Consider the following 23,825-nt stretch of genomic DNA (forward strand, 5'->3'; position numbering starts at 1 on the left):
GCCGAGTCACTCTCGCGCATTTACCGTCGAACTCGTTTTCGGCGAACGCCGCCTGGCTGGTCTGCGCGGTGATGGCGTTCAATCTCACCCGTGCTGCCGGCACCCTCACCGGCGATCCGAAGCTGACGAAAGCGACCACCGGCACCCTCTGGCGCACCCTCGTCTCGGTCCCCGCGCGCATCGCGTCCTCGGCGAGACGGTTGACGCTGCACCTGCCGACCGACTGGCCGTGGGAAACAGCGTGGCACAACTTGTTCGATAACACCTTCGGTCGCGCACACCCGATCGTCGCCTAACGCCCAGGACACCTGCCCGCCCTCGACGCGAAAGACCCAGTGGAACAACCCGACACGAGAGGTCGGACGCTCAACCATGCCCACACACCGTTCCATGCCGCCCAACGAAACTCGCAACGATCAGGTCAGCGAATCGGTGAATTCAGGCTGAGTTAAGCGCGGTCGTTCGGCGTGTCAGCCTTCTATCGCTGAACGTTGAGTCGCGACTCTCGGGGATGCGCAGGGTCACCACACAACCTTCAGCTCAACCCTCGCATTCGGATCGGTATGCCACAAAGATGCCAGGACGGAACAATATGATTCGGTCGCCGCCGAGTAGATACTGTCGGGCGACATCATTCCTCCGCCGGAACCCACGATTGCCCCAGCGAGTAGAAGCACCCGGTTGGCCAACGCTGCCGCCATACTGCCGAGTTCCGCGACGTCCCCGCCAACGCGAGCTGCCGCATCCATCACTTGATCGGGCAGTACATCCTGGACAGGACGAACACGATCAACGCCATTGCCTGTCATCGAATACTGCACTGCGCCATCGCCGTTGCGCCGCAAGTGTCGTTCCGCCGTATCGACTACGCGCCGCAGATATCTGACGTGGACTCGAAGTTTACGGGGCCTGACGATGTGGTGGGCCGTAATGGCGGGCAGGTCACGCAAACCACCAGCCGACTGGTCGAGACTGACACCCTCCAACACGGTGGGTACCAGTTCTCGAATCAACCAATCGGTGAGAGCAGCCGTCGCCTCGTTCGTCGCCGGCACTGTGATCACCGGCACGACGCTCGATTCCATGAGTCTGTTCCAATCTTCACCCTCGGCAGAATCGCCGAGGAGTTAGGCGCGCCCTGGCTTCGTGGGGGAATCGCTCAGTTCGCCTGGCATGACGTCTTCGGCGAGGGCGCTCGAAGCCGCGTGGCGGTTGCCGGTATGGGCTTCGGCCCGCATCCGCGCGACCATATGCGGGTAGTGCATCTCGAACGCGGGACGTTCGGAACGGATTGGGGGCAGCTCGGTAAAGTTGTGCCGCGGCGGCGGGCAACTTGTCGCCCACTCCAGCGAATTACCAAACCCCCACGGGTCATCGACCGTGACGACCTCGCCGTACCGATAGCTCTTGAAGACGTTCCAGACGAACGGCACCGTCGACGCCCCCAGGACGAAGGCACCGACCGTGGAGATCGCGTTCAGGACCGTGAATCCGTCCGAGGGCAGATAGTCGGCGTAGCGGCGCGGCATGCCCTCGTTACCCACCCAATGCTGGACCAAGAACGTCATATGGAAGCCGACGAAGGTGGTCCAGAAGTGCCACTTGCCGAGACGCTCGTCCATCATGCGGCCGGTCATCTTCGGGAACCAGAAGTAGATGCCGGCGTAGGTGGCGAACACGACGGTGCCGAAGACCACGTAGTGGAAGTGGGCGACCACGAAGTAGGTGTCTGTCAACTGGAAGTCGAGCGGCGGGCTCGCCAGGAGCACGCCGGACAGGCCACCGAAGAGGAAGGTGATGAGGAAGCCGATCGAGAACAGCATCGGCGACTCGAACGTCAACTGCCCCTTCCACATGGTGCCGATCCAGTTGAAGATTTTTACCCCCGTTGGGACGGCGATCAGGAACGTCATGAAGGAGAAGAAGGGCAGCAGGACCGCGCCGGTGGCGTACATGTGGTGCGCCCACACCGCGATCGACAGGGCCGCGATGGCGAGAGTGGCGTAGACCAGACCGGTGTAGCCGAAGATCGGTTTGCGGGAAAAGACCGGGAAGATCTCCGAGACGATTCCGAAAAACGGCAGCGCGATGATGTATACCTCGGGGTGGCCGAAGAACCAGAACAGATTCTGCCACAACAACACTCCGCCGTTGGCCGGGTCGAAGATGTGGCCACCCAACTTGCGATCAACCAACAGAGCCGCCAACGCCGCGGTCAGGAGTGGGAACGCGATAAGGATCAAGATGGAGGTGACCAAGATGTTCCACGTGAAGATCGGCATCCGAAACATCGTCATACCGGGAGCGCGCAGGCACACAATCGTGGTGATCATGTTGACGCCACCGAGGATCGTGCCCAATCCGGAGACCACCAGCCCCACAATCCAGAAGTCAGCACCCATTCCCGGCGAGCTGACTGCAGAACTGAGCGGCGTGTAAGCAGTCCAGCCGAAGTCGGCGGCACCACCGGGGGTGATGAATCCCGCGGTGGTGATGATCGCGCCGAACAGGTACAGCCAGTAGCTGAACGCGTTGAGCCGCGGGAACGCCACGTCGGGGGCGCCGATCTGCAGCGGCAGGATGAAGTTGGCGAACCCGAACACGACAGGAGTCGCGTAGAGCAGCAGCATGATCGTGCCGTGCATCGTGAACAGCTGGTTGTACTGCTCGTTCGACAAGAACTGCATCCCCGGCACCGCGAGCTCGCTACGCATGATCAGTGCCATCAGGCCGCCGATCAGGAAGAACGCAAAGGAGGTCACCAAATACATGATCCCCAGCACCTTCGGGTCCGTCGTGGTGATCATCTTGACGACGAACGACCCTTTAGCTGCCCTACGCGGAGGATACGGCCGCGAGGGGACCGGTGTAGGTGCGATGGCGGTCATACGTTCCCGCTTCCTGTCGAGACACAAGTGATGAGACGTTCTGCAGCTTAGATCAACTACTATGCATCATAGTAGTTGGGGGGGTCGGGAGGTTCGCAGCGGGAACCCGTTCCCACTGACACAACACACCCCCCAGCTGGGCTCATACGAATTACGCCTCGTGACAGCAGGATTCGGCGGCACGCTACGATTCCTCTCCCCCACAGAAAGATCGGTTGCGTAGATCAGCATTGCTGACATCGCCATCCGCGCTACGGCCTCCTCTATCCGGGCAGCATTTCGAGTGCCACGACGCAGGCAAAGGGCTATCACCAGGGGTGACGTGGTCAATCAACCCATACATCAGAGGCTTTCCACTGCGCATATTTGCAGCGTCCGGGGTGCGGGGGCCGCGACTGATAGTCTGTCCTTGTCAGGTCACTGTGGGCAATCATGAAAACGGAGCACCCCCGTAATGTCCTCTCTTCTCTTTGATGCCCTTCTTCCGTACGTAGGGCCCGATTCGGCCGCATACTGGGCAATGGTCTTTGCGATCAAACCCATCTAAAGATCGCAGGGTGGGACCCAACTCTGATTCCCTCGCGTGCCCTCGGGTGGTGCCTCCCATCCCCGCGCATCATGCGAGCTGGCCGTTTTCATTCACATGACGAATACCTGAACAGTCCTCGGTTACATCGATCGCCATCCAAACCTGTCCCAGCTGATGGTCACGTCGATTATCTCTTCTGCGCATCCACGTCACGTTGACGATTGGCACAGGATCAATCCCGACAGCGTTCGGCCTGACAGGCGGAAGTCCCCGAGGCCGGTTGCATGAAACTACTCTCCGAAACGCCACCCGACGTTCGGCAGCTTCCGGGAAGCGCGGCGGTTCGTGTCGACTTCGCTGTCAGTCGACACGATGCCCGCGAACCGAGCGACGCAGCGCCACAGCATATCTGTAACCTGATCATCGGTGTAGTCGCACGGCGCGCTGACGGTCCCGTTGCTTGGGTACCAGACGATCCCTGGGTCCATCGTGGATGCAAGTCGAGCCAGTCCCCTGTCCCAGTTGCCGAGCATTACCTCGTCAGGAATCTCGGACACCTCCCACTGCAGGATCCAGCGCCTCATCGTCGACCAACGGAAAGGCGGTTCAACCGCACGCGTCGCCCTCACAAATTCCAGCGTTCCTACCTCCGCTCACCGCGGCAAGCGAGCGCTACATCGCGCGGGCCATAGACGAACCGAACGCTCACCACGCCAACATATCTGAGGATACGATAATGCCCCGAGAAAACGGCGAAAAGGAAGCCGAGACACTGCTCATTTCCGGTGCAATTGACACAGTTCCGTCGTCCCCCATCCTACTTGTGTGTAGGAGTTTCCCTCTGGAGGAATAGGACCGGCTGCCTGACTCGAATGCCAACGGAAACGGTTCAATTCTTTGACTTCTTGGCTTCGCCTATGGAAAACGATGTCGTGTCGATTTGCTGCTGCAAAGTTTCCTAAAATTCGACACACGACCCCAGGGCCGGAAATATTTCAATCGGAGGGATCTGGAACACAATGCGCTTTCCGCATGTTCTGCACGCGCGGAACGCGCTCTTGTCTCGTTCTCCTGGCTGTCAGATGAGTTGTCCGCACCAATCGAGTCCGGAATACTCACCGCAATGAGTACGGTTTTCGATCTCTGTCATTCTCATTGTGATCGTCGCTCACGCGCCTCCGTCCTTCCTGATGGAATCTGCGACAGCGTCGGGACTTGGTAGCCGGCAAGAATCGTGATCAAGTTGCGGGCACTCTGTCGGGGTCGAGTTCGGTGACGGTGGTGGTGGAAATCGCGAGTACACGTGCGGTCCGGATGTCGAAGAAGAGGCCGGCGACGTGAATACGACCGTCCGACATCGCAGCCCCAATCATCGGGTGCCGCTGCAGGGTTTGTAGTTGGAGGGCGACGTTCACCATGGCCAGTTGATCAACGGCGTCGAAGCCGGCGTCGGCGGCGGAGCGAGCGACGGGATGTCCAGATTGGTATGCCCTCTTGCTGGGTTGGGCGTGTTCGAGCCATTCCTGGACGGCGATGCTCCCGGACGCCTGCGGGTGCGGGCGGTCAGGATCGGCGAGGAGTGCTTTCATGCCACCGCAACCTGAGTGGCCACACACGATCACCGAGCTGACACCGAGTTCGTCGAGGGCGAATGCCAATGCCGCCTCGACGGAGGTATCGCGCTGGCCGGCGGGGACGAGGTTGCCGATGTTGCGGACAGTAAAGAGGTCCCCGGGGCCACTGCTGGTGATGATGTTCGGGACGATGCGCGAATCGGAGCACGTCAGGAAGAGCGAGTCAGGGTTTTGTCCGTCGTGCAGGTCGTCCATGTGGGGGCGAAGGTGCGGCGCATGGGTGCGGTGGTAGTCGGAGATTCCGGCCAGCACCGATCGCATGGCCCGGGGACTGGGAAGGTGGGCGTCGTTACCGTCGTGATGGTGATGGGGCAGGTACTTCTGCCATGCCCGCCATGGGGCGAAGCCACCTCGTTTGCTGAGCTGCGCCGTGCCATCGGTGGTGCGTGTCGGAGGGCCGGCCGCTGCGGCGGCCATGTCCGCAGTTCCTCTCTCGTCGACGAGGACGGTCCCGCCGGTGCTTTCGTGTTGACGTGACCATTCTTCGATCACTTCGTAGGCGGCGTGGTCGAGGAAGTCGACGGTGAGCTCGACTGTGACATGGCTTCCCGGTGGTACGGACGCGAGCACGCTGGTGAGCCGTGGCAGTGCCAGGAAACTGCACGAGCCTTCTACCACTACACGCCATTGGCGCGATTCCGGTGTGCCTACGGGTTCGGCGTGGATGGAGGCGCGGACCACCCGCCACACAACGAGTGCGATCGCGAGGATCAGTCCGATGAGCACACCCTCGAGCAGGTTGAGGAACACGACTGCGGCTGCGGTGACGCCGTATACCCACAGATCGCCGGTGCGGTGGGCGATCCGCAGGTGTGCGAGTTTGATGAGCTGGATTCCGATCACAATCAGCAGGCCGGCGAGAACGGATTTCGGGATTTGCTGGACAAGGCCGGCGAGCAGTGCGGAGAACACCAAAATCCACACCCCGTGCAGGATGGCGGAGGCCCGCGTGCGCGCTCCAGCGGTGACGTTGGTGGAGCTGCGGACAATGACGCCGGTGATGGGCAGGCCGCCGAGCATGCCGGAGGCGATGTTCGCGGCGCCCTGGCCGATCAGCTCGCGATTGAGGTCAGAACGCGGGCCGGTGTGCATCTTGTCCACCGAGACGGCCGAGAGCAGGCTTTCGACGCTGGCGATCAAGGCGACGGTGAGCACGCCCGTGGCGATGCCGAGCCACTGTCCGTCGGGCAGAGACGGGACGCCGAGGGCGTCGAAAAGGGATCCGTCGAGGGCAATGCGATCGGCATTGATCGGCAACACCAGCGACAACACGGTCGCGGCGACGACCGCCACCAGCGGGCCGGGCACCCGTCGCAGCCTGTCGGGCACGAATTTCCACGACACCAGGATTGCGATGACTGCTGCGCCGACATAGATATCGTCGAGATGGGCAGTTCCGATCTGACTCGGCAGCGCAATGAGGTTGTTCCATGCGGAGCTTTGCGAGCTGCCACCGAGCAGGACATGCACCTGCTGAAGGGCGATGGTGATCCCGATTCCGGCGAGCATGGCGTGCACCACCATCGGCGAGATCGCCAGAGCGGCACGCGCGATCCGGCTGAGACCGAAGAGAATCTGCAAGACCCCCGCACCCACCGTGATCGCGCACGTCACCTTCCACCCGAACGTGTTTACCAGTTCGGCGACAACCACAGTCAGACCCGCAGCCGGACCACTGACCTGCAACGGCGATCCGCCCAGCAGGCCTGCTACCACACCACCGACAACCGCGGCGATCAGGCCGGCCATGATCGGCGCCCCTGATGCGATGGCGATTCCCAACGACAGCGGCAGAGCTACGAGAAAGACCACCAACGAGGCGGGAACGTCGTATCGCAGTAAGGTGGCGAGCCAGCGACCTTGCGGGTTGTCGGAATCGGCGCTCCCTGCGGGCGATGCCTCAATGGATGTCGTCATCTCTTCTCCTCGACCACGATCAAAATGCATGAACAGAGGCAACTCGTAGGAACGCCCGCAGCAGGGACCAGGTTGGTGCTCAACGCAAATGGCGTGTCGCCTTGGCCGTGCACTGGATGAGCATGTTTCGGCGTGGGGCCGCGGTGTCCCCACCAACCTACGAGCCAATACTTACAGAAAGCTGAGAAACGCCGAGTGCATGACCTAGGTCACTGCTGTCAGGGTGAAGGATTGATGACGCCGATCCTGGCGGAGTTCAGTGAGAAGCGTGGTCTACCTGATGCTGTTCGACGAGACGTGCTTTCGTGACCTACGGAAGGCCGCGTAAGAACCGGAAACGACACCGGACTCCCAATCCCCGACGGTTCTTCGTCTACGCCGAATTCTGAGATGCTGACGGCGACACGCTCGAGGCCATGCTTCGACGGACGAGACGACGAGCCAAGACCGCAACGAGATCGCTGTACCGGGCAGCCGCCAGACCCACCGGACGGATCACGCACCACACTCGGTGGAAGACGCTGCTCGTCACCGCCGCAATCCTGTCGGGTGTTTGCGCAAAGCACGATGAGCATCGCGCGCGTCGACGCCCACACCGACGAACGCACTTCACACCACCTCGTGAACCTGTCCGCCAAGGCACGGGAGGCAAAATGACGACAACCTCCCCCAGGTGCGGCAGATGACACCTCACCTCGAGAGAAAATCGTCGTGCTCAGTGTGGGCGCGTTGGACGAGGTCCATCAACTGTTGCTCTTCCCTGACCAATTGACGGTATTTCGGTGTCAGCCCCAAAAGTTGTTGTTCCTCGGCAAGCAGCTTGTTGTAGATCCTGTCCCGTTCGGCCAGATCCGCGGTGTACCCGAGATCCAGATAGGCGGTGGCGTGACGGCGCGCACCCGAGATCGCGGACTGCGCCTTTCCTCGGGGGCTGCGGACCGATGCCACGACCGTGACAATCAGGACCCCGACAATCACCCCCAGGGACAGGCCCGTACTGATGACCACGACGGGCACCGGGTTGCCATCGTTGACGAACGGCACATTGTTCTCGTGAAGCGCATGCAGGATCAGCTTGACGCCGATGAACCCCAGAATGGCCGCCAACCCATAGGAGAGGTAGACCAGACGGTCCAGGAGTCCGTCGAGTAGGAAATACAGCTGACGCAGACCCAACAACGAGAAGACCGTCGCGGTGAACACAACGTAGACGTTCTGCGTCAGCCCGAATATTGCCGGGATGGAGTCCAGCGCGAAGAGGAGGTCCGTGCCGCCGATCGCCACCATGACCAGCAGCATCGGGGTCATGGCCCGCTTGCCGTTGTCAACGGTGAACAGTTTGTCGCCGTCGTAAAAGTCGGTGGTGTGGAACAGCCTTCTAGCCAGACGGATGATGAAGTTATCGGCGGAATGCGACTCCTCCCCTTCGGGTTTGAGCAGGTTCCCCGCGGTAATCAACAAGATCAGGCCGAACAGGTAGAACACCCATGCGAACGAGTTGATCAGTGCCGAACCCAGAAATATGAACCCGGTCCGGGCAACAAGCGAGAAGACGATGCCGAACAACAACACCTTCTGCTGATCCTCGCGCGGCACCCGGAAACTGGACATGATGATCAGGAACACGAACAGGTTGTCCACCGAGAGGGCCTTCTCCGTCACATAACCGGCGAAGTACTCCGAGCCCATCTCGGTGCCGCCGAAAACCCAAACCACAACGCCGAAGAGGACCGCGACCCCGACGTACAGCGAAGACCAGATAGCTGCTTCCCGCAATGTCGGGGTGTGCGCCTTACGAACATGGAAGAAGAAGTCGAACGCGAGAATCACCAGGATCGTCACACCCCAGACGAGCGGAGAAACTTGCATTGTTCCTGCTTTCGGCGAGTCGAATCGGCCGGGACCGGATCCGGTCCGCAAGTTTCAGTCTGCGTTCATACACGCTGTTTCGCCACGGTGCCTCCGAACACCGTCCGCGAGGCCAGGATGTCGGGCCGCGGCGGCGACCGGAGCACCGCTGCGATCATGGGTGTTCGGACGATCTCGTCACGCCGGAAGATGCACCAAGACAGTCAGTGGGGTGGCGATCACCCCGCCCGTCACCACAGCCAACGTCACCCGGTCGCGAACTCGTTGCGCGGTGCTCGCCGGTGAAGCGAGCCGTTGGGCGCGGGCGAGGACGCCGACCGACGACGCGCCGAGCGCATGCGCAGGTGCCGGCGAAGGACCGGTCAACGCGACGAGAGCGCCGAGCACGCACCCGGACCCGTGAACCCGCGCAGCGCCATCGTCTGCGCACATCTCCAACAAGCGCGCGAGATCGACATTCGCGGTGGCGAACAGCCGCACCCGTGGCAGCACCTGGCTGATGGCCCGGGTCACCTCGAGGATCGCGTGGTGCCGCCCGGCCAAGTGCGCGCGCTCGTGCGCCAGCACGGCGTTCAGATGACGCTCGTCCAGAACAGCAACAGCGCCGCTGCTGATCACGACCGTCGACCGTCGACCGGCGACACAGTAGGCGACGCGCTCCGGCGCGTCGACGAGTACTGCATCCCATTCACCCACGGTGCGTCCGAGACCTCGGATCAAATGTGCGTGTCGGCGGGTGTGCTTCCTGCTGCGTGCCACGCTCCGGCACACCCGCGCGGACAACAGTAGCAGTGCTCCCGTGGAGAAGATGAGGAGTCCGAGGGACAGTCCCACGTGTCCGGTGGCCAGGTCATGGACCGCGGACACGTGCGCGTCCACTACAGCCCGTCCGAAATGGCTGCGCTGAGACAGCACTTCGAACAGAAGAATCGTTGCGGAAGCCGCCCACGACGCAAAGACGGTACTGATTGTCAGTAACCACACCGCGACAGCGAGTCGGGGAACCGAACCGGTGCGGGTCACGGCGGGAAGCACACGAGGCGCTACGACCGCAACTACGTAGCTGTAGAGCAGCAGACACGCGGCAGCGGTCATTCGGATTCCTTGCCGGATGCGAGACGTCGAAGGGCGGCGTGTAGGGCTGCCGTATCGTCCTCGGTCATCTGCTCGAGGAAATGCGTCAGGACAAGTTCCGGTTGACCACCCTTTCCGAGCGCATGCCGCATGACACGGGCGCTGTATTGCGCGCGCGTGAGGGTAGGCCTGTATACGAAGGCTCGGCCGCTGCGCTGCCGAGTCACCCAACCCATACGGTGAAGGGTGTCGAGCGTGCGCATCACCGTCGTGTAACCAATCTGGCGCTCGGCACCCAATTCATCGAACACTTGGGCACCCGAAACGCTCTCTGCCCGACTCCACAGCGACTCCATCACCGCCGCCTCCAATTCGCTGAATCGGCGCACGTCACCTCCTGACCTTCGAAGACGGTGTGAAAATGTGGTGTGGCGGTCACGGGTGGGAACGCCGAGAGCGTCCCTGACCGAGTACTGTCTACCGCCGATTATAGGACGCCGAAGCGCGTGCCCCGCCGTGTGGAAAGACCCAGTCACGCCCATGTACCGCTATCCGAGGTTACCGGTGTCAGCGGAATCGTAGGAGGAGCATGCCGACTGCGCCGCCGCGCCAGGCATCCGTGCCGACCGGGTAACGACTGCGTGGATTTGAACTCTGAGCCGGCTCGCAGCCGCAATAGGTGTGGGCGGCGGGAGAGTGTCCCCGCACATGACTGAACACCCGGCCCGACATCGACGAACCCTCACGGCCCACCGTCGGTCATGTCCACAATCTCGTCGAACGCCTTTCGGAATCGGTGACATCACACATAACGTCCGGATCTGCACGCTGTCTTCGACGCCACCACCGACACCGGCTCCGCCTAATTCGGGGCGGACTGTGCCGAAAAACATTGAACCCGCGCGGCCGGTTCGAGAGCGGTGGCTTACCCGGTCCCGCCTGTTACTCCGGTGAAAGCGGCACTATTGAGGTCACGGTTGGACGGGCGCCGCGATTCCGGAGACCCCGGCTGTGTGGTTGCAGTCTTCTGCAAACCTCGGCCCCGGATTCGACGGCGCCCGCGAAAGCTACCGTAGCGTGAGTCCCTGAGCTCCGGCTGTGAATCCCCGGGGCATCCATAGCCGTTTAGCTCACGCGGTCGAAGATCGAGGTTGGCTTCAATCTCGGTTTGCGGTCCGGGGACGGTTTCCTCGTGAGAGTCCCTGGGGGCACATTCTCGAGGACACCGCAAAGATGTCTGTCGCGCGACAACCCTTCGCCGGCAGCGATAATGGTCCAGGGCAGCAATGCCCCAGCGTCGAAGGGGGCCACGCAGGGTGCAGCCGGGGAGTTGGCCGTTTCCAAAGAGATATTGCTGCGTCAGCTTGTCTCGGATGTGTCACTCTCTCGAGCCCGATCGACCAACTCCCCCACCCGGCGAGAGAGTTCCTCGATCTGCGCGATAACGTCTGAGGACAAGGCGTCTCGCTCGGCGTCGTTCAGTTGTAACCCGTTGTCGTTGCTGGCCATGATGAGCAACTCGAGGTTGGTGCGCAGTGCGGTCAGAGGAGTGAGTAGTTCTCGTCCGGCGTCTACGATCAGCGCTCGCTGGTGATCGCGAGACCGGCTCAGGGCTTCGAGCATCATGTTGAAACTGCTGGCGTATTGGGCAACTTCGTCGTGTCCGCGGACGAGGATCGGTTGAAGATCCTGCGTTTCTGCGACACGCCGCGTGGAGAGCACGAGACGGCGGACCGGCCGGAGTCCGGTGTTGATCGCGGCGGATCCGACGAAGATCGACACGACGATCAAGAATCCGCCGAGTGAAGTCAGCGCGAGAAGTAACTTGCCCAGCACTACCCGGCTTGGTTGCAACGATTCGGCCACAACCAGGGTCTCGCCGGTCGGCATCTTCTTCGCGAGTATCTGATAACCAGCGAGTTCACGGATGGAGACGGGCTCAAGCCCCTGCGCCACCGCAATTTCCGGACCGTCTCGAAGGACGGATTCGTCGCGGAAGAGGGGGCTATGTGCGGTAATCACATCCCCAGATTCGGTGATCAACGCGACTTCGAGGGTCTTTGCCGTCCCGAGCCCGAAGAACTCCAGGGGTGCACCCGAGTGGGCGCTGGCGATTATGACGTCGGCTTCGCGATCGAGCCGATCGTTGATCTGTGCGCGCAGAGAATATTCGGTGACGAAATAGATCGCCACGACGGAGACAAAGACAGCGACCGCGGCCAGGGCTGCGGTGAGCAGGTTGACCCTGCTGCGCAGCGAAATTCGTGGAACTCTCGTCCCCATCGTCGGTGTGATCATGCGTCGGTCAGCGGTTGATGAGGAGCGTTAGCGGCGGGACGGGCGGGGGTTGCGATCAAGGCTGCGGGGGAACTCCGCATCGGTGTCGGACACCCTTGCGGTGATGTGTGTGCCCTCTGGGAGCAGACGCCCTCGGCCCCGTCCCTCATCGCAGGTGGGCTCTGGTGTCGTCGATGCCGGGTGCAAAACTCATCCAGTGGCGTGGATGGGGCGACGTGCGTCGGCGTTCTGTTGGCGCTTCGTGGTGCCGGCGACAGGTGTGCGTGAAAACGGTTTCGGTGGTATGCGTCATGATTCGATGCCATCTGGCCTGATGTCGGCCTTGTCAAGCGTTTCCGAACGCAGTTGAACAGAATTGCGGGTTTCGAATCTCGGGCGGCTGACGGTCTACGGCCGCGAAGGTCGGCAATTTACCGGTTTCTCGGCTGCGAGGCGTGCTCGGCATTGAGTCGGTGGATCTCTGAACGCAGCCGCGCCATTTGTCGCTCTGCACTGCTCCTACCCTGATCCTTATTCTTGCCCCGCGACATCAGCCATATCATTGCGGCCATCCCAATTGGGCAGGCCAGAATGACGACAGCGAATGGCATCAATCCCATGAGTTCTCCTCTGTCGTACCGTCGGATCTTGCTCCGCCGGCCAGATCTGCGAGCTACTATCTAAGATAGTAGATGGTCTATTGTCGACGTCTTCGCTCACCGGAGCAAGGAGACGGCCGCCCTCGGGCAGACAGGTCCTCACAGCAGCGGTGGACGTCGCGCTCGTAGCCGGTGCGCTCACCGTAGATGCGCCAGGGGGTCGCCGGGAGTGACGCCGATGTGTATGTGGTCCCGGTGGACATCATCGGTGAAGAAACCCTTGCGCTCCGCATTGAGGTCGAAAGGGCCGCCCACCTCGGTGGCGCCGAGTTCGGATGCGCGTTGCATGAAACACTCGAGGACGCTGGGCGACATCGTCGGATCGATCACCTTCTTCCCATCGATCTCCCGGATGTCGACCGCTCGCCCCACCGCATGGTTGGACACGCGCGAAGTGGGAAAGACGGTTTGGATGTGTCCGGTGTGAATCACCTGGATCCCGAGCTCGTAGTCCTCGGCCAGACCCAGCAGAATCTGCAATATCTGTTCGTCGACCCGACCTGTGTTGACATCCGTCTGTGCAGGCGAGGACAGCCTGATGCGATGATCGGTCAGCACCTCGGTGGCGGCGGCACTCAAAGGCACAGACGACCCGAGGGAGGTCAGTGGATTGATTCGATCAACCTCCCACATTCCTGTCGCTCGGCGCAGTAGCCGCACGTCGAGAGCCAGCTGCCGGTTGGTGATACCGCCAGGTCCGCGGAGCTGCTGGTCGAACAACACGATCACCGCTGCGGTATCGGTGGTTATGCCCCCGTACTGCGGGTAAACCACCTGTACAGAACTCGATTCTGCCCCGGGGACTTCGAGGATCGATGCGGTCGGGGGCGTCTGCGGCGCGGCGCCCGATCCGTTCAAGGAGGCCCGCGCACCTCGAGCCGTGCGCCAGGTTCCAGCCGACTCGATGAACGCCGTCGCGGTCTGTTTGACTTCCGGCAACACCTCACCTGGCCCGGCCTTCCACCCGCTTGTCTGGGGGGAGAACTGCGCGGGCTGAGGGCCAGGCGCTGGCGCGCCATCGGGAGCGGCGGGAGTTTTCGGATCGATGGGGTGCGTGTCTGCCCGCGGGTTGGGCCGATTCAGTGCACAGGAAGCGAGGGCCGCTGCCGGGAGTGAGACCATCAGCGCTAAGGCCCTCCGGCGGGGTAGATCACTCACTGGGTTCCTTGCGGTGGTGGACTGTCTCGGTGAGGGGAATGCGGTAGACGCGGAGGGGAGCGCCGTCGCGGGTCGCGCCCTCCTGTACAGCGTGCCATCCGAGTCGTTCGTAGAATCGTGCTGCCGCTTCGGCCGTCCTCTTGGTGACCAAGGTCGCGGTCCCGGCTCCGGCCGCCCGTGATTCCACGAGGAATCGTTCGACGAGGGCGGTGCCTGTTCCCGTTCCGCGCACCTCCGGATAGAGGGCGACGGCGGACAGAACGGCGGTCCGGTTCGCCGGAACATGCTCCTGGGCGGCTCCCCGTGGTGTCGGGACCGACCGGAGCAGGCGACGCGTCCAGGGCCCTGCTCGTGTACGCGCGAAGCGGATCGCGATCTTCGGTCTCCGGATCAGGGCGAGGACACCGAAACCGATCAGCTTGCCCAGCGCACGGCGATGCATCAAGATCCCGTTGATATGCGCGGATTGATCGGTGGCTCCGAGCAGGAATCCGACGATCCGATGTTCGGGGCCGCTTACGTCCTCGACGACGAGCGCGATCCCGTGGGATTCGCCGAGGACGCATGCGTGCCACTGACGGAGAAACCGATCTCCCAGTGCAGGAAACAGACCCTGCGGCAGCAATTCCCGATGTGCCCGTGCGGATTCGGGCAGATCCTCCGGGCGCAGTCGGCGAATGAGCAGACCAGCGGATTCAGATCGGTCGGGAGTACTGACCGGGAGTCGAACGGGTAAGTGCCAACCGACGGGTTCCTTTCCTCGACCGGGTGGATCGTGCACGGTCTCGGCCATTGACTGCTCCGCTCAGATGCCCGTGGGCTCGCCTCTGGGATCACCGGGTGGCCCATCATCGGTCCACCGGCGACAGGATCCGTAACTACTAAGCAGCATAGTAGTTGATCGGATCCTCTGCCACTGTCGGCGTCCCAGGAAGCGGAGTCCCCGCCGGTCAGGACTTGGCGGTCATCCACATTCCGTGGAGGTGCTACAAGTGCCGACGCGCCACGTGACTCGGAGCTCCTCTGTCCACGGACGAACACTGTCCGCAGCACGAATCGAGTGGCTACGCGCAAGTCACGATCGGCGATGGGTCGTATGTGACAGTCCGCGTCGTCCGTGAGATCTCTCTGCCGGTGGCGTGATCGGCGATCACCCGGGTGTCACTGGTGGTGAACCCCTGCGAGCCGGTCGACGGGGCGCAGGAGTCCCCCGACAGTGTCAATTGCTGCGGAGGGGTATAGTCGTGTCGATCACCGGTGATCGACACGACATCGACGGTATGGGTGCCCCAGACACGCACCGTGATGTTTGATCCGGTACTGATGGTCTCGATCAGAATCCCGGTGTCGGCAGGGTTCCGGAACTTCAGGTCGATCGCGCCCTCGAACACCGTCGCCTCGCGAGCAGGGGGATATCTCGAAATGTAGTAGCTGTGCTCGGTGTGCTCGACGTCGTCGATTCCGGCGAAGTAGGTCGCGTTGTAGAGCGTGGTGGCGAACTGACTAATTCCGCCGCCGACCGCCCTGTCCGGACGCCCGTTGTTGATGATTCCGGATTCGACGTACCCTTGGTCCTCGCCCCGCGGTCCGGTGAAGTTGTTGAGCGAGAATGTGTCTCCGGGTTTGATCACCGCACCGTTAATCTCTTTCGCGATCCTGCGGATATTCTCCCCGGACGCTGCGCTGAAGCCGGCGGTGGTGAATTCGCCGATCACCTCCTCGATGCCGAGGCTCTCCGCCTGCTCGGTGGTGAAGTCCGCGGTGGCAAGCACGTAGATCGCGTTGATGCTGCGCGGTACCGCGGAGGCCGCGGGCAGGGACTCGAGCGTCCTGATCCAGTCCACAACTTCTCCCTCGCTCGCGGGTACGACCTCCGGCCTGCCACCGGACAACCGCACGGTCGCGCCCCGCGGTCGGACTTCAGTAGGAGCCAACTGCGGTCCCAGAATGCCGATGGCAGCCTCGATGTCGACTTGCCTCACAAGCCCGCCCCTGTCGTCGGGGGTGAAAGACAAGACCTGGCCGATCCGCTCGCTGCCTATCGTCGCGACCACGCGATTCCTGCCGGTCACACGCACATCTGCCAGGACAGCGACTTCGGCCAGGGCCCGGCGGACGCCCTCCTCACTCACCACGGTCGCAGTAGTGTCGACAGGGAGCGTGAGAACCTCCGATTCGGCCCACGAATCACGCAGAATCTGCTTGGCCGCACCGACTACCAGAGTGCGACCCGATACCGGCCACACGGCGACCGGATCACCTCCCTCGAACACGATGTCGCCCTCGATCGGCGCTCGGTCGACGGCGGGTCGCAACGCCTCGACCACACCGGTGAGCTGACTCTCATCGACACGCGTGGCCACCCCGACGTCGCGGATTGACCAGAACGACGTCAGACGGGTCCAGGGGTTCAGCGCCGTCGCGGCGGCGCGATCCAATGTGGCCTCCCAGTCGATGCTCAAACCGGCCCGTCCTGGCACGATCTCGGCACTTACATCACCCGCGTGTATCCGTATCGGTCGCTCCGCGCGTTCGGCGAGTTCGATGCGGAGCCGCGTCGACGCCTCGTCCCGGCGCAGTCCAGCGACGTGGCTCTGTACCGGCTACCACTACACCGCGGGGCAGCTTGCCGACCGAGGTGAGAACATCGATCCCGTACGCAGCTGCGCCCACCGCCGCTAAACCCGCAACCGCCAACCAGAAACCAGGAACCCGCCGACGAATGGCCGCTGCCTGCTGTCCGCCAGGCGTCTCTCCATCGGGTATCGCTGCACTCGGCATGCCACTTCCTTCGTTCTGCAGTGCACCGTCGTAGACAGAGGGCCTGCGCCAAGCATGCCGCCGCCCGAATGAAATGTCAGCTTCAATCCCAGCGCTCGTACCCCGTTCGATCATCCACCGCACTCACCCCGGCGCAGGGCTCCGACGGGGCTCGCAGTGCGAGAGGAGGATTCGGCCGACGACCTGCCGTGTGACGCCCGGCCACATCCCCCAAGACATCGATACACGCCCGTAACCACCACCTATTCCTTAATGCAACCTGAGAAGTGCAGAGAAAGTGAGTGGCGTCACTGCGCCTTCGCTGGACGTTCACCTACAGTTCATGCGTGCCCTCACCTACTAGCGAGTAGGAAGTTCCCCTCTAAGTTTCTTCCCGCACAATCAACCCCGGCCGGGAGGCATTTCCTCGGCCGGGGCCTCGACTCAGAGCGTCAGCCGATCAGCTCGATGCCAGGCCGCGTCGGCACCCATGGGAATGGGTTGCTACGTAGAGTAGCGTGACAGATTCACACCAAAGCGTCCCTGCTGCAGATGGGGTCGTGACACGACGGGTGAGTCATTCAGCGGCGGTGATCATCTCGCATCGCCGCCCGAAGTTCCCCCCGTCGTTTCCTTTGGTCGATGGCGAGCACATGTTCCTCGAACAACACGCGTAGCGCTCGGCGAGAGTCCCCGACGAAGGCCTGCTCACCAACGAGATCGCGCGATGAACTCGCCCGCCAGTCAGGTATGCAAGCACACCAGGCGCCCAGAGTCCGGCGAGATACTCGATAGCGGTAGGATCATTTGCAATCCGGAGCCATCACTCAATGCGCCGGCCACTAGGACCGAACACTTGGCACCCCCCAGCCACTGCTGACGGCGGTTGCAACCTCGAAACCGTAGCAATTCGGCGTTCGACGGCGTACCGTCCAAACTACTATGCCGCTTAGTAGTTCCGCTTTTGAGGTGGAGCGGCAACTCGCACATTCGAACATGTGCCCGTAAAGAAGACTCGTCTGAACGTGGGGTCCGGAGGAGCGATGGCTACTGTAGTGCCCAAACCGACCGAAATAGCTGCCACCCGCCCCTATCCGTCGCGGCGGGGACGGAAGGGCTCGTTCCTCTTCAAAATGGTGACGACCACCGACCCGAAGATGCTCGGGATCATGTACTTGACAACCTCGTTCGGTTTCTTCATGGTCGGTGGACTGATGGCGATGCTGATCCGCGCCGAACTCGCCGTCCCGGGCATGCAGTTCCTGTCGAACGAGCAGTACAACCAGCTGTTCACGATGCACGGCACGATCATGCTGCTGCTGTACGCGACGCCGATCGTGTTCGGATTCGCCAACTACATCCTGCCACTGCAGATCGGCGCCCCCGACGTCGCGTTCCCCCGCCTCAACGCGTTCAGCTACTGGCTGTACCTGTTCGGTGCGATCATCGCCACCGCGGGATTCATCACCCCGGGCGGTGCCGCGGACTTCGGCTGGACCGCCTACACGCCCCTGACCAGTGCACTGCACTCCCCGGGCGTCGGCGCCGACCTGTGGATCATGGGCCTCGCCCTCTCCGGCCTCGGCACCATCCTCGGTGGTGTCAACATGATCACCACCGTGATCTGCCTGCGGGCTCCCGGCATGACAATGTTCCGGATGCCGATCTTCACCTGGAATATCTTCATCACCAGCATCCTGATTCTGCTGGCCTTCCCGCTGCTGACCGCCGCGCTGATGGGTCTGTTCGCCGATCGTCACCTCGGTGGCCACATCTTCGACCCGGCCAACGGCGGAGTGTTGTTGTGGCAGCACCTGTTCTGGTTCTTCGGCCACCCCGAGGTGTACATCATCGCGCTGCCGTTCTTCGGCATCGTCTCGGAGATCTTCCCGGTCTTTTCCCGCAAACCGATCTTCGGGTACAGCGGCCTGGTCTACGCCACGCTCGCGATCGCCGCCCTCTCGATCGCGGTGTGGGCGCACCACATGTACGCCACCGGCGCGGTCCTGCTGCCCTTCTTCTCCTTCATGACGTTCCTGATCGCCGTCCCGACGGGTGTGAAGATCTTCAACTGGATCGGCACCATGTGGAAGGGACAGTTGACGTTCGAGTCGCCGATGCTGTTCTCGATCGGCTTCCTCATCACGTTCCTGTTCGGTGGTCTCACGGGCGTCCTCCTCGCCAGCCCGCCGCTCGACTTCCAGGTCACCGATACCTACTTCGTGGTCGCGCACTTCCACTACGTGGTCTTCGGCACCGTCGTGTTCGCCACCTACGCCGGCATCTATTTCTGGTTCCCGAAGATGACCGGCCGGATGATGGACGAGCGCCTCGGCAAGTGGCACTTCTGGACCACGTTCATCGGCTTCCACGGCACGTTCCTCGTCCAGCACTGGCTCGGGGCGGAGGGCATGCCCCGTCGGTACGCGGACTACCTGCCCTCGGACGGGTTCACGTTCCTGAACACCTTCTCGACGATCTTCGCGTTCGTCCTCGGTGCCTCGACGGTGCCGTTCATCTGGAACGTCTTCAAGAGCTACCGGTACGGCGAAGTCGTGACCGTCGACGACCCGTGGGGTTACGGCAACTCGCTCGAGTGGGCCACCAGCTGTCCGCCGCCGCGGCACAACTTCACCGAGCTGCCGCGCATCCGATCCGAGCGCCCCGCGTTCGAGCTGCACTACCCGCACATGGTCGAGCGGATGAAGGCGGAGGCGCACGCCGGTCCCGGCACCCACACCAGCGCCGTGCTCGAAAACGAACGTCACGAGCCCCTCACCGTCGGTGACGAGGGCGCCCCCGGGACTGACCGCGCTATCGACGAAACATAGAGCCTTCGCCGGCCGGTGGATTCTCGTCGTAGGAAACCCGCACCGGTGCCGGAATGCGATAGCCAGCAGAGGAACGGTCCGGATTGCCCGCACTCGGTGAATACCCACTGCGCTTCTGCCTTCTCGAGGCCCCTCGGCACAATGTTGTCGGTTGCGGCTCGGATAAGCCCCACGATGACTACTACTGCGCGCCGATCATCAACCCGAACCATCCCGGGTTTAGTGCACCCTGATGTGCCCCGGGTCCGCGACAGAATCGCGATGACAGCTGAGCCGACACAGATATCGTCGAGATGGGCAGTTCTGATCCGACTCGGCAGCGCTGTGTGGTTGATCCATGCGGAGCTTTGCGAGCTGCCACCGAGCAGGACATGCACCTGCTGAAGAGCGATGGCGGTCCCTATGCTGGCGAGCGTGGCGTGCACCACTATCTGCGAGATCGCCAACGCGGAACGCGCGATCCGGCTGAGACCGAAGAGGATCTGCAAGCTCCCCGCACCTACCGTGATCGCGCACGTCACCTTCCACCCGAAACGTATCGACTAGTTCATCGACAACGACCATCTGTGCTGACAACAGTTGTTTTGCTGTTGCGTCGAAACCCGTAGTAATTCTGGGTTCGACGGCGTACCGTCCACACTACTATGCAGCTTAGTAGTTCCGCTTTGGGGTGGAGCGGTAACTCGCACATTCGAACATGTACCTGTAGGACTCATCTGGGCATGAGGGTCTGGAGGAGCGATGGCCACTGCAGTACCTGGCAAAAGTGCCGAAATTGCTGCCACACGGCCTTTCCCGCCCCGGCGGGCCCGCAAAGGTGCGCTCGTCTTCAGAGTGATCACAACTACTGACCCGAAGGCTCTCGGGATCATGTACTTGACCACATCGTTCGCATTTTTTCTCGCCGGCGGCCTGATGGCGCTGCTGATACGTAGTGAGCTCGCACTCCCAGGTTTGCAGTTCCTGTCGAACGAGCAGTACAACCAGCTGTTCACGATGCACGGCACGATCATGCTGCTGCTGTACGCGACGCCGATCGTGTTCGGGTTCGCCAACTACATCCTGCCGCTGCAGATCGGCGCCCCCGACGTCGCGTTTCCCCGTCTCAACGCGTTCAGTTACTGGGCGTTCCTGTTCGGCGGCACCATCGTCATGGCTGGCTTCATCACCCCGGGCGGCGCCGCGGATTTCGGCTGGACCGGCTACTCCCCCTTGACGAGTGCGCTGCACTCACCCGGGGTCGGCGGCGATCTGTGGATCATGGGGCTGGCGCTGTCCGGCCTCGGCACCATACTCGGTGGCGTCAACATGATTACCACCGTGATCTGCCTGCGAGCCCCCGGCATGACGATGTTCCGCATGCCGATCTTCACCTGGAACATCTTCGTCACCAGCATCCTGATCCTGTTGGCGTTCCCCATCCTCACCGCCGCACTCATGGGCCTGTTCGTGGACCGCCACCTCGGTGGCCACATCTTCGACCCGGCCACCGGCGGCACCCTGCTGTGGCAGCACCTGTTCTGGTTCTTCGGCCACCCCGAGGTATACATCGTCGCGCTGCCGTTCTTCGGGATCGTCACCGAGATCTTCCCGGTCTTTTCCCGCAAACCGATCTTCGGGTACAGAGGCCTCGTCTACGCCACGCTCGCGATCGCGGCCCTGTCGATCGCGGTGTGGGCGCACCACATGTACGCCACCGGCGCGGTCCTGTTGCCCTTCTTTTCGTTCATGACCTTCCTGATCGCCGTGCCGACGGGTGTGAAGATCTTCAACTGGATCGGCACCATGTGGAAGGGGCAGTTGACGTTCGAGTCGCCGATGCTGTTCTCGATCGGCTTCCTCATCACGTTCCTCTTCGGTGGTCTCACGGGCGTCCTCCTCGCCAGCCCGCCGCTGGACTTCCAGGTCACCGACAGTTATTTTGTCGTCGCTCATTTCCATTACGTGCTGTTCGGGACCATCGTGTTCGCCACCTACGCCGGCATCTATTTTTGGTTCCCGAAGATGACCGGCCGCCTGCTGGACGAGCGTCTGGGCAAGTGGCACTTCTGGACCACGTTCATCGGCTTCCACATGACGTTCCTGGTCCAGCACTGGCTCGGCGCCGAGGGCATGCCGCGTCGCTACGCCGACTACCTGCCCTCGGACGGATTCACGGTCCTCAATTCGATCTCGACGATCGGGTCCCTCGTACTCGGTGCGTCGGTGTTGCCGTTCATCTGGAACGTCTTCAAGAGCTACCGCTACGGCGAGGTCGTCACTGTGGATGACCCGTGGGGCTTCGGCAACTCCCTCGAGTGGGCGACGAGCTGCCCACCCCCACGGCACAACTTCACCGAACTGCCGCGCATCCGCTCCGAGCGCCCCGCGTTCGAACTGCACTACCCCCACATGGTGGACCGCATGCGTGCGGAAGCCCACATCGGTCCGAGTGGCCACCAACAGACGGTGACCGAAGTCGACACCGCCCACCGCTCCGCCGAAGCCGGTGGCCCCACCGCCGGTTAGGTACGGCGGCAAGCACACCAGCGTCGTGCTCGAACACGAATGTCACGAGCCGCATCGTCAGCGACGAGGGCGCCCGGAACAGGCCGCGCCGTCGAGGACGCCACATAGAGGAACAGATACAGGCTGGTTCACGGTCTCGCGTGGAGCATGTCCGTACACTCCGCATCGGCGAACCCTCGTGTCACGCAGACATCTTCCACGGCCCGACTGTGAGGGACCGAATATCCTGCGCGAAAAACCAACATCCACGGAGTCGAGCGAGGTTGTGCCGCACGCCAGAAACCCCATCGAGCCACCTGTTGCCACACACCGACAAGGACGCGCCCGCAAGCAGGGCGAGGACCCATACCGATCCCACGTCCTGCTCTCGGTCCGCCGCGGCGCCTGCGTGCGTTGTCCTGCGCCGGTTTCGGTTTACATCTCAGCCCAAGCCGGCGTCAGCCATTGGTACCTTCACCGGGCGCGCCCGGTGAACTCGGCAGCGGGCCGCCGGACTCGCCCTGTTGGGCTGACTTCGACTGTTCGTTGATAGCCGGTACCGCATCCGACCCGGGCGCGGAGGGATCGAACGGTGGCGGGTTGGCCTGGTCGAAGCCTCCCTGCACGGTCGAGCAACTCGCCCCCGGCTCCGGGTACGTATTCGCGTTCTGGCTCAAAGCCGCAATGAACTGCGCTATCCGCTGGTCTCTCACATCGTCGAGTTTGAGTTGGTGACCCCACGATTGGAGGGACACCCGCGAATCGAGACCGGGGTACGGCGACATCAGGGTGTACGGTTCGCCGTCGACGGTGGATGCAAGCGCGGCGATGTCGTCGCCGCTCATCCCGTCCGGGTTGTAGGACACCCAGACGGCACCGTGCTCGAGGGAATGTACGGCGTTCTCGGTGCGGATCGGTTCGGGATAGACGACCCCGGTGCAGGTGGCCCAGTACTGATCGTGTGCACCGCCGAACGGTGGACTCTTGTCATAGGCCACCCGTTGCGGTGCCTGAATGTGATTGCCGGCCGGGTATTCGATCTTTGTCACCCCGCCGATTTCCGAGGAAGGGTCCGGGTTGTCCGCGCTCGGTGAATACTGTTGCGCCTCCGCCTTCTCGAGCGCCTTGGGCACCACGTTGTAAGCGATGGCTCCGATCAACCCCACGATGGCTACCACTGCGCCGATCATCAGCCACGGGATGCTCCGGGTATTCCGAGTCCCGGCATTCGACCGAGGTCGGGTTCCTTTGCTGCGTTTTCTCGTCACCTACAGACCCGTTTCTTCCTCCCCGGAACCCTACCTAACTACTATGCATAATAGTAGTTAGGTCCTCCGCGAAACGGAACCTGCTGTCCCCCGATAGTTTCCACCGAAGAAGCAACGATGGCGCGAGAGTGGTGCACCGCTGCCGAGCGGCACTCGCCATGCTGCCACCTTGACGGTCGTGGGGTGATTGGGCGCGGCGGGCAAGGCATTCACGTTTCAGTTTCATAGTGCAGCGAGAGTTTGGGCGCTGTGTTTGCAGATGCGCACACCGTTTTGGCTGGGGCTCACGCCCGCCGAAGTACGGGCCGCCCGTGGCACCCGGGGTTCGTGGCTCCATCGGCACCACGGCGTCAACACCGGCCAGCAATCGGTGCCGGCGACCGTGTGGTGCGCGACACCGCGGGCGGGGAAGGTCGCGTGCGGACCACGGGGTGGCTGACCCAGCACCGACGAGGCCACTGGGCTGGTTTCACC

General features: G+C 62.4%; 13 protein-coding genes and 2 pseudogenes. 3 read left to right on the plus strand and 12 right to left on the minus strand.

Annotated features, from left to right (window positions below):
• Window positions 1-11 precede the first annotated feature (11 nt).
• Window positions 12-296 (plus strand): annotated as a pseudogene (locus GFS60_RS37645) (transposase); the annotation flags it as partial.
• A gap of 225 nt (window positions 297-521) precedes the next feature.
• Here GFS60_RS37645 and GFS60_RS37650 read toward each other — a convergent pair.
• The 10 genes from GFS60_RS37650 to GFS60_RS37695 form a co-directional block, all read right to left on the minus strand.
• Window positions 522-1,085 (minus strand): hypothetical protein, encoded by a 564-nt coding sequence (locus GFS60_RS37650; RefSeq protein WP_159929760.1) that lies wholly within the window; start codon window positions 1,083-1,085, stop codon window positions 522-524.
• A 42-nt stretch (window positions 1,086-1,127) separates the two neighbouring features.
• Window positions 1,128-2,888: an aa3-type cytochrome oxidase subunit I gene (ctaD, locus tag GFS60_RS37655; RefSeq protein WP_159929762.1), complete on the minus strand. Its 1,761-nt coding sequence runs from the start codon at window positions 2,886-2,888 to the stop codon at window positions 1,128-1,130.
• A 1,767-nt stretch (window positions 2,889-4,655) separates the two neighbouring features.
• Window positions 4,656-6,968: a SulP family inorganic anion transporter gene (locus GFS60_RS37660; protein ID WP_159929764.1), complete on the minus strand. Its 2,313-nt coding sequence runs from the start codon at window positions 6,966-6,968 to the stop codon at window positions 4,656-4,658.
• A gap of 690 nt (window positions 6,969-7,658) precedes the next feature.
• Complete coding sequence (locus GFS60_RS37665) at window positions 7,659-8,837, minus strand: TerC family protein (RefSeq protein ID WP_159929766.1); 1,179 nt, start codon at window positions 8,835-8,837, stop codon at window positions 7,659-7,661.
• Window positions 8,838-9,014: 177 nt separating this feature from the next.
• The gene (locus tag GFS60_RS37670; RefSeq protein ID WP_159929768.1) at window positions 9,015-9,932 is read right to left on the minus strand and encodes a M56 family metallopeptidase; all 918 of its coding nucleotides are present in this window, start codon (window positions 9,930-9,932) and stop codon (window positions 9,015-9,017) included.
• Entirely contained in the window at window positions 9,929-10,300 is a 372-nt protein-coding gene (locus GFS60_RS37675; RefSeq protein ID WP_236603755.1) for a BlaI/MecI/CopY family transcriptional regulator, read from the minus strand. Before GFS60_RS37675 ends, GFS60_RS37670 begins: the two co-directional genes overlap by 4 nt.
• A 970-nt stretch (window positions 10,301-11,270) precedes the next feature.
• Window positions 11,271-12,194, minus strand: coding sequence for a HAMP domain-containing protein (locus GFS60_RS37680; protein WP_236603756.1), 924 nt, complete (start codon window positions 12,192-12,194; stop codon window positions 11,271-11,273).
• A gap of 791 nt (window positions 12,195-12,985) precedes the next feature.
• On the minus strand, window positions 12,986-13,789 hold the full coding sequence (locus GFS60_RS37685) for a hypothetical protein (RefSeq protein ID WP_159929774.1): 804 nt from the start codon (window positions 13,787-13,789) through the stop codon (window positions 12,986-12,988).
• Between the two features lie 208 nt (window positions 13,790-13,997).
• The gene (locus tag GFS60_RS37690; RefSeq protein WP_159929776.1) at window positions 13,998-14,798 is read right to left on the minus strand and encodes a GNAT family N-acetyltransferase; all 801 of its coding nucleotides are present in this window, start codon (window positions 14,796-14,798) and stop codon (window positions 13,998-14,000) included.
• 271 nt (window positions 14,799-15,069) lie between these two features.
• A complete protein-coding gene (locus tag GFS60_RS37695) occupies window positions 15,070-16,467 on the minus strand; it encodes a VanW family protein (RefSeq protein ID WP_159929778.1) in 1,398 nt (465 codons plus the stop codon).
• Between the two features lie 1,341 nt (window positions 16,468-17,808).
• Between GFS60_RS37695 and ctaD (GFS60_RS37700) the strand changes: the two genes are divergently transcribed.
• Window positions 17,809-19,596, plus strand: coding sequence for an aa3-type cytochrome oxidase subunit I (ctaD, locus tag GFS60_RS37700; protein WP_159929780.1), 1,788 nt, complete (start codon window positions 17,809-17,811; stop codon window positions 19,594-19,596).
• Here the strand turns inward: ctaD (GFS60_RS37700) and GFS60_RS37705 are convergent.
• Window positions 19,530-20,132, minus strand: a pseudogene (locus GFS60_RS37705) (SulP family inorganic anion transporter); the annotation flags it as partial. The gene ctaD (GFS60_RS37700) and the pseudogene GFS60_RS37705 overlap by 67 nt on opposite strands.
• 205 nt (window positions 20,133-20,337) lie before the next feature.
• Between GFS60_RS37705 and ctaD (GFS60_RS37710) the strand changes: the two are divergent.
• Window positions 20,338-22,104, plus strand: coding sequence for an aa3-type cytochrome oxidase subunit I (gene ctaD, locus GFS60_RS37710; RefSeq protein WP_159929782.1), 1,767 nt, complete (start codon window positions 20,338-20,340; stop codon window positions 22,102-22,104).
• Window positions 22,105-22,541: 437 nt separating this feature from the next.
• On the opposite strand, the gene GFS60_RS37715 is transcribed toward ctaD (GFS60_RS37710), so the two are convergent.
• Window positions 22,542-23,351 (minus strand): DUF3105 domain-containing protein, encoded by an 810-nt coding sequence (locus GFS60_RS37715; protein WP_405132634.1) that lies wholly within the window; start codon window positions 23,349-23,351, stop codon window positions 22,542-22,544.
• Window positions 23,352-23,825: the final 474 nt, after the last annotated feature.

Source organism: Rhodococcus sp. WAY2 (assembly GCF_009859915.1).
GTDB classification, from domain to species: domain Bacteria; phylum Actinomycetota; class Actinomycetes; order Mycobacteriales; family Mycobacteriaceae; genus Rhodococcus_F; species Rhodococcus_F oxybenzonivorans.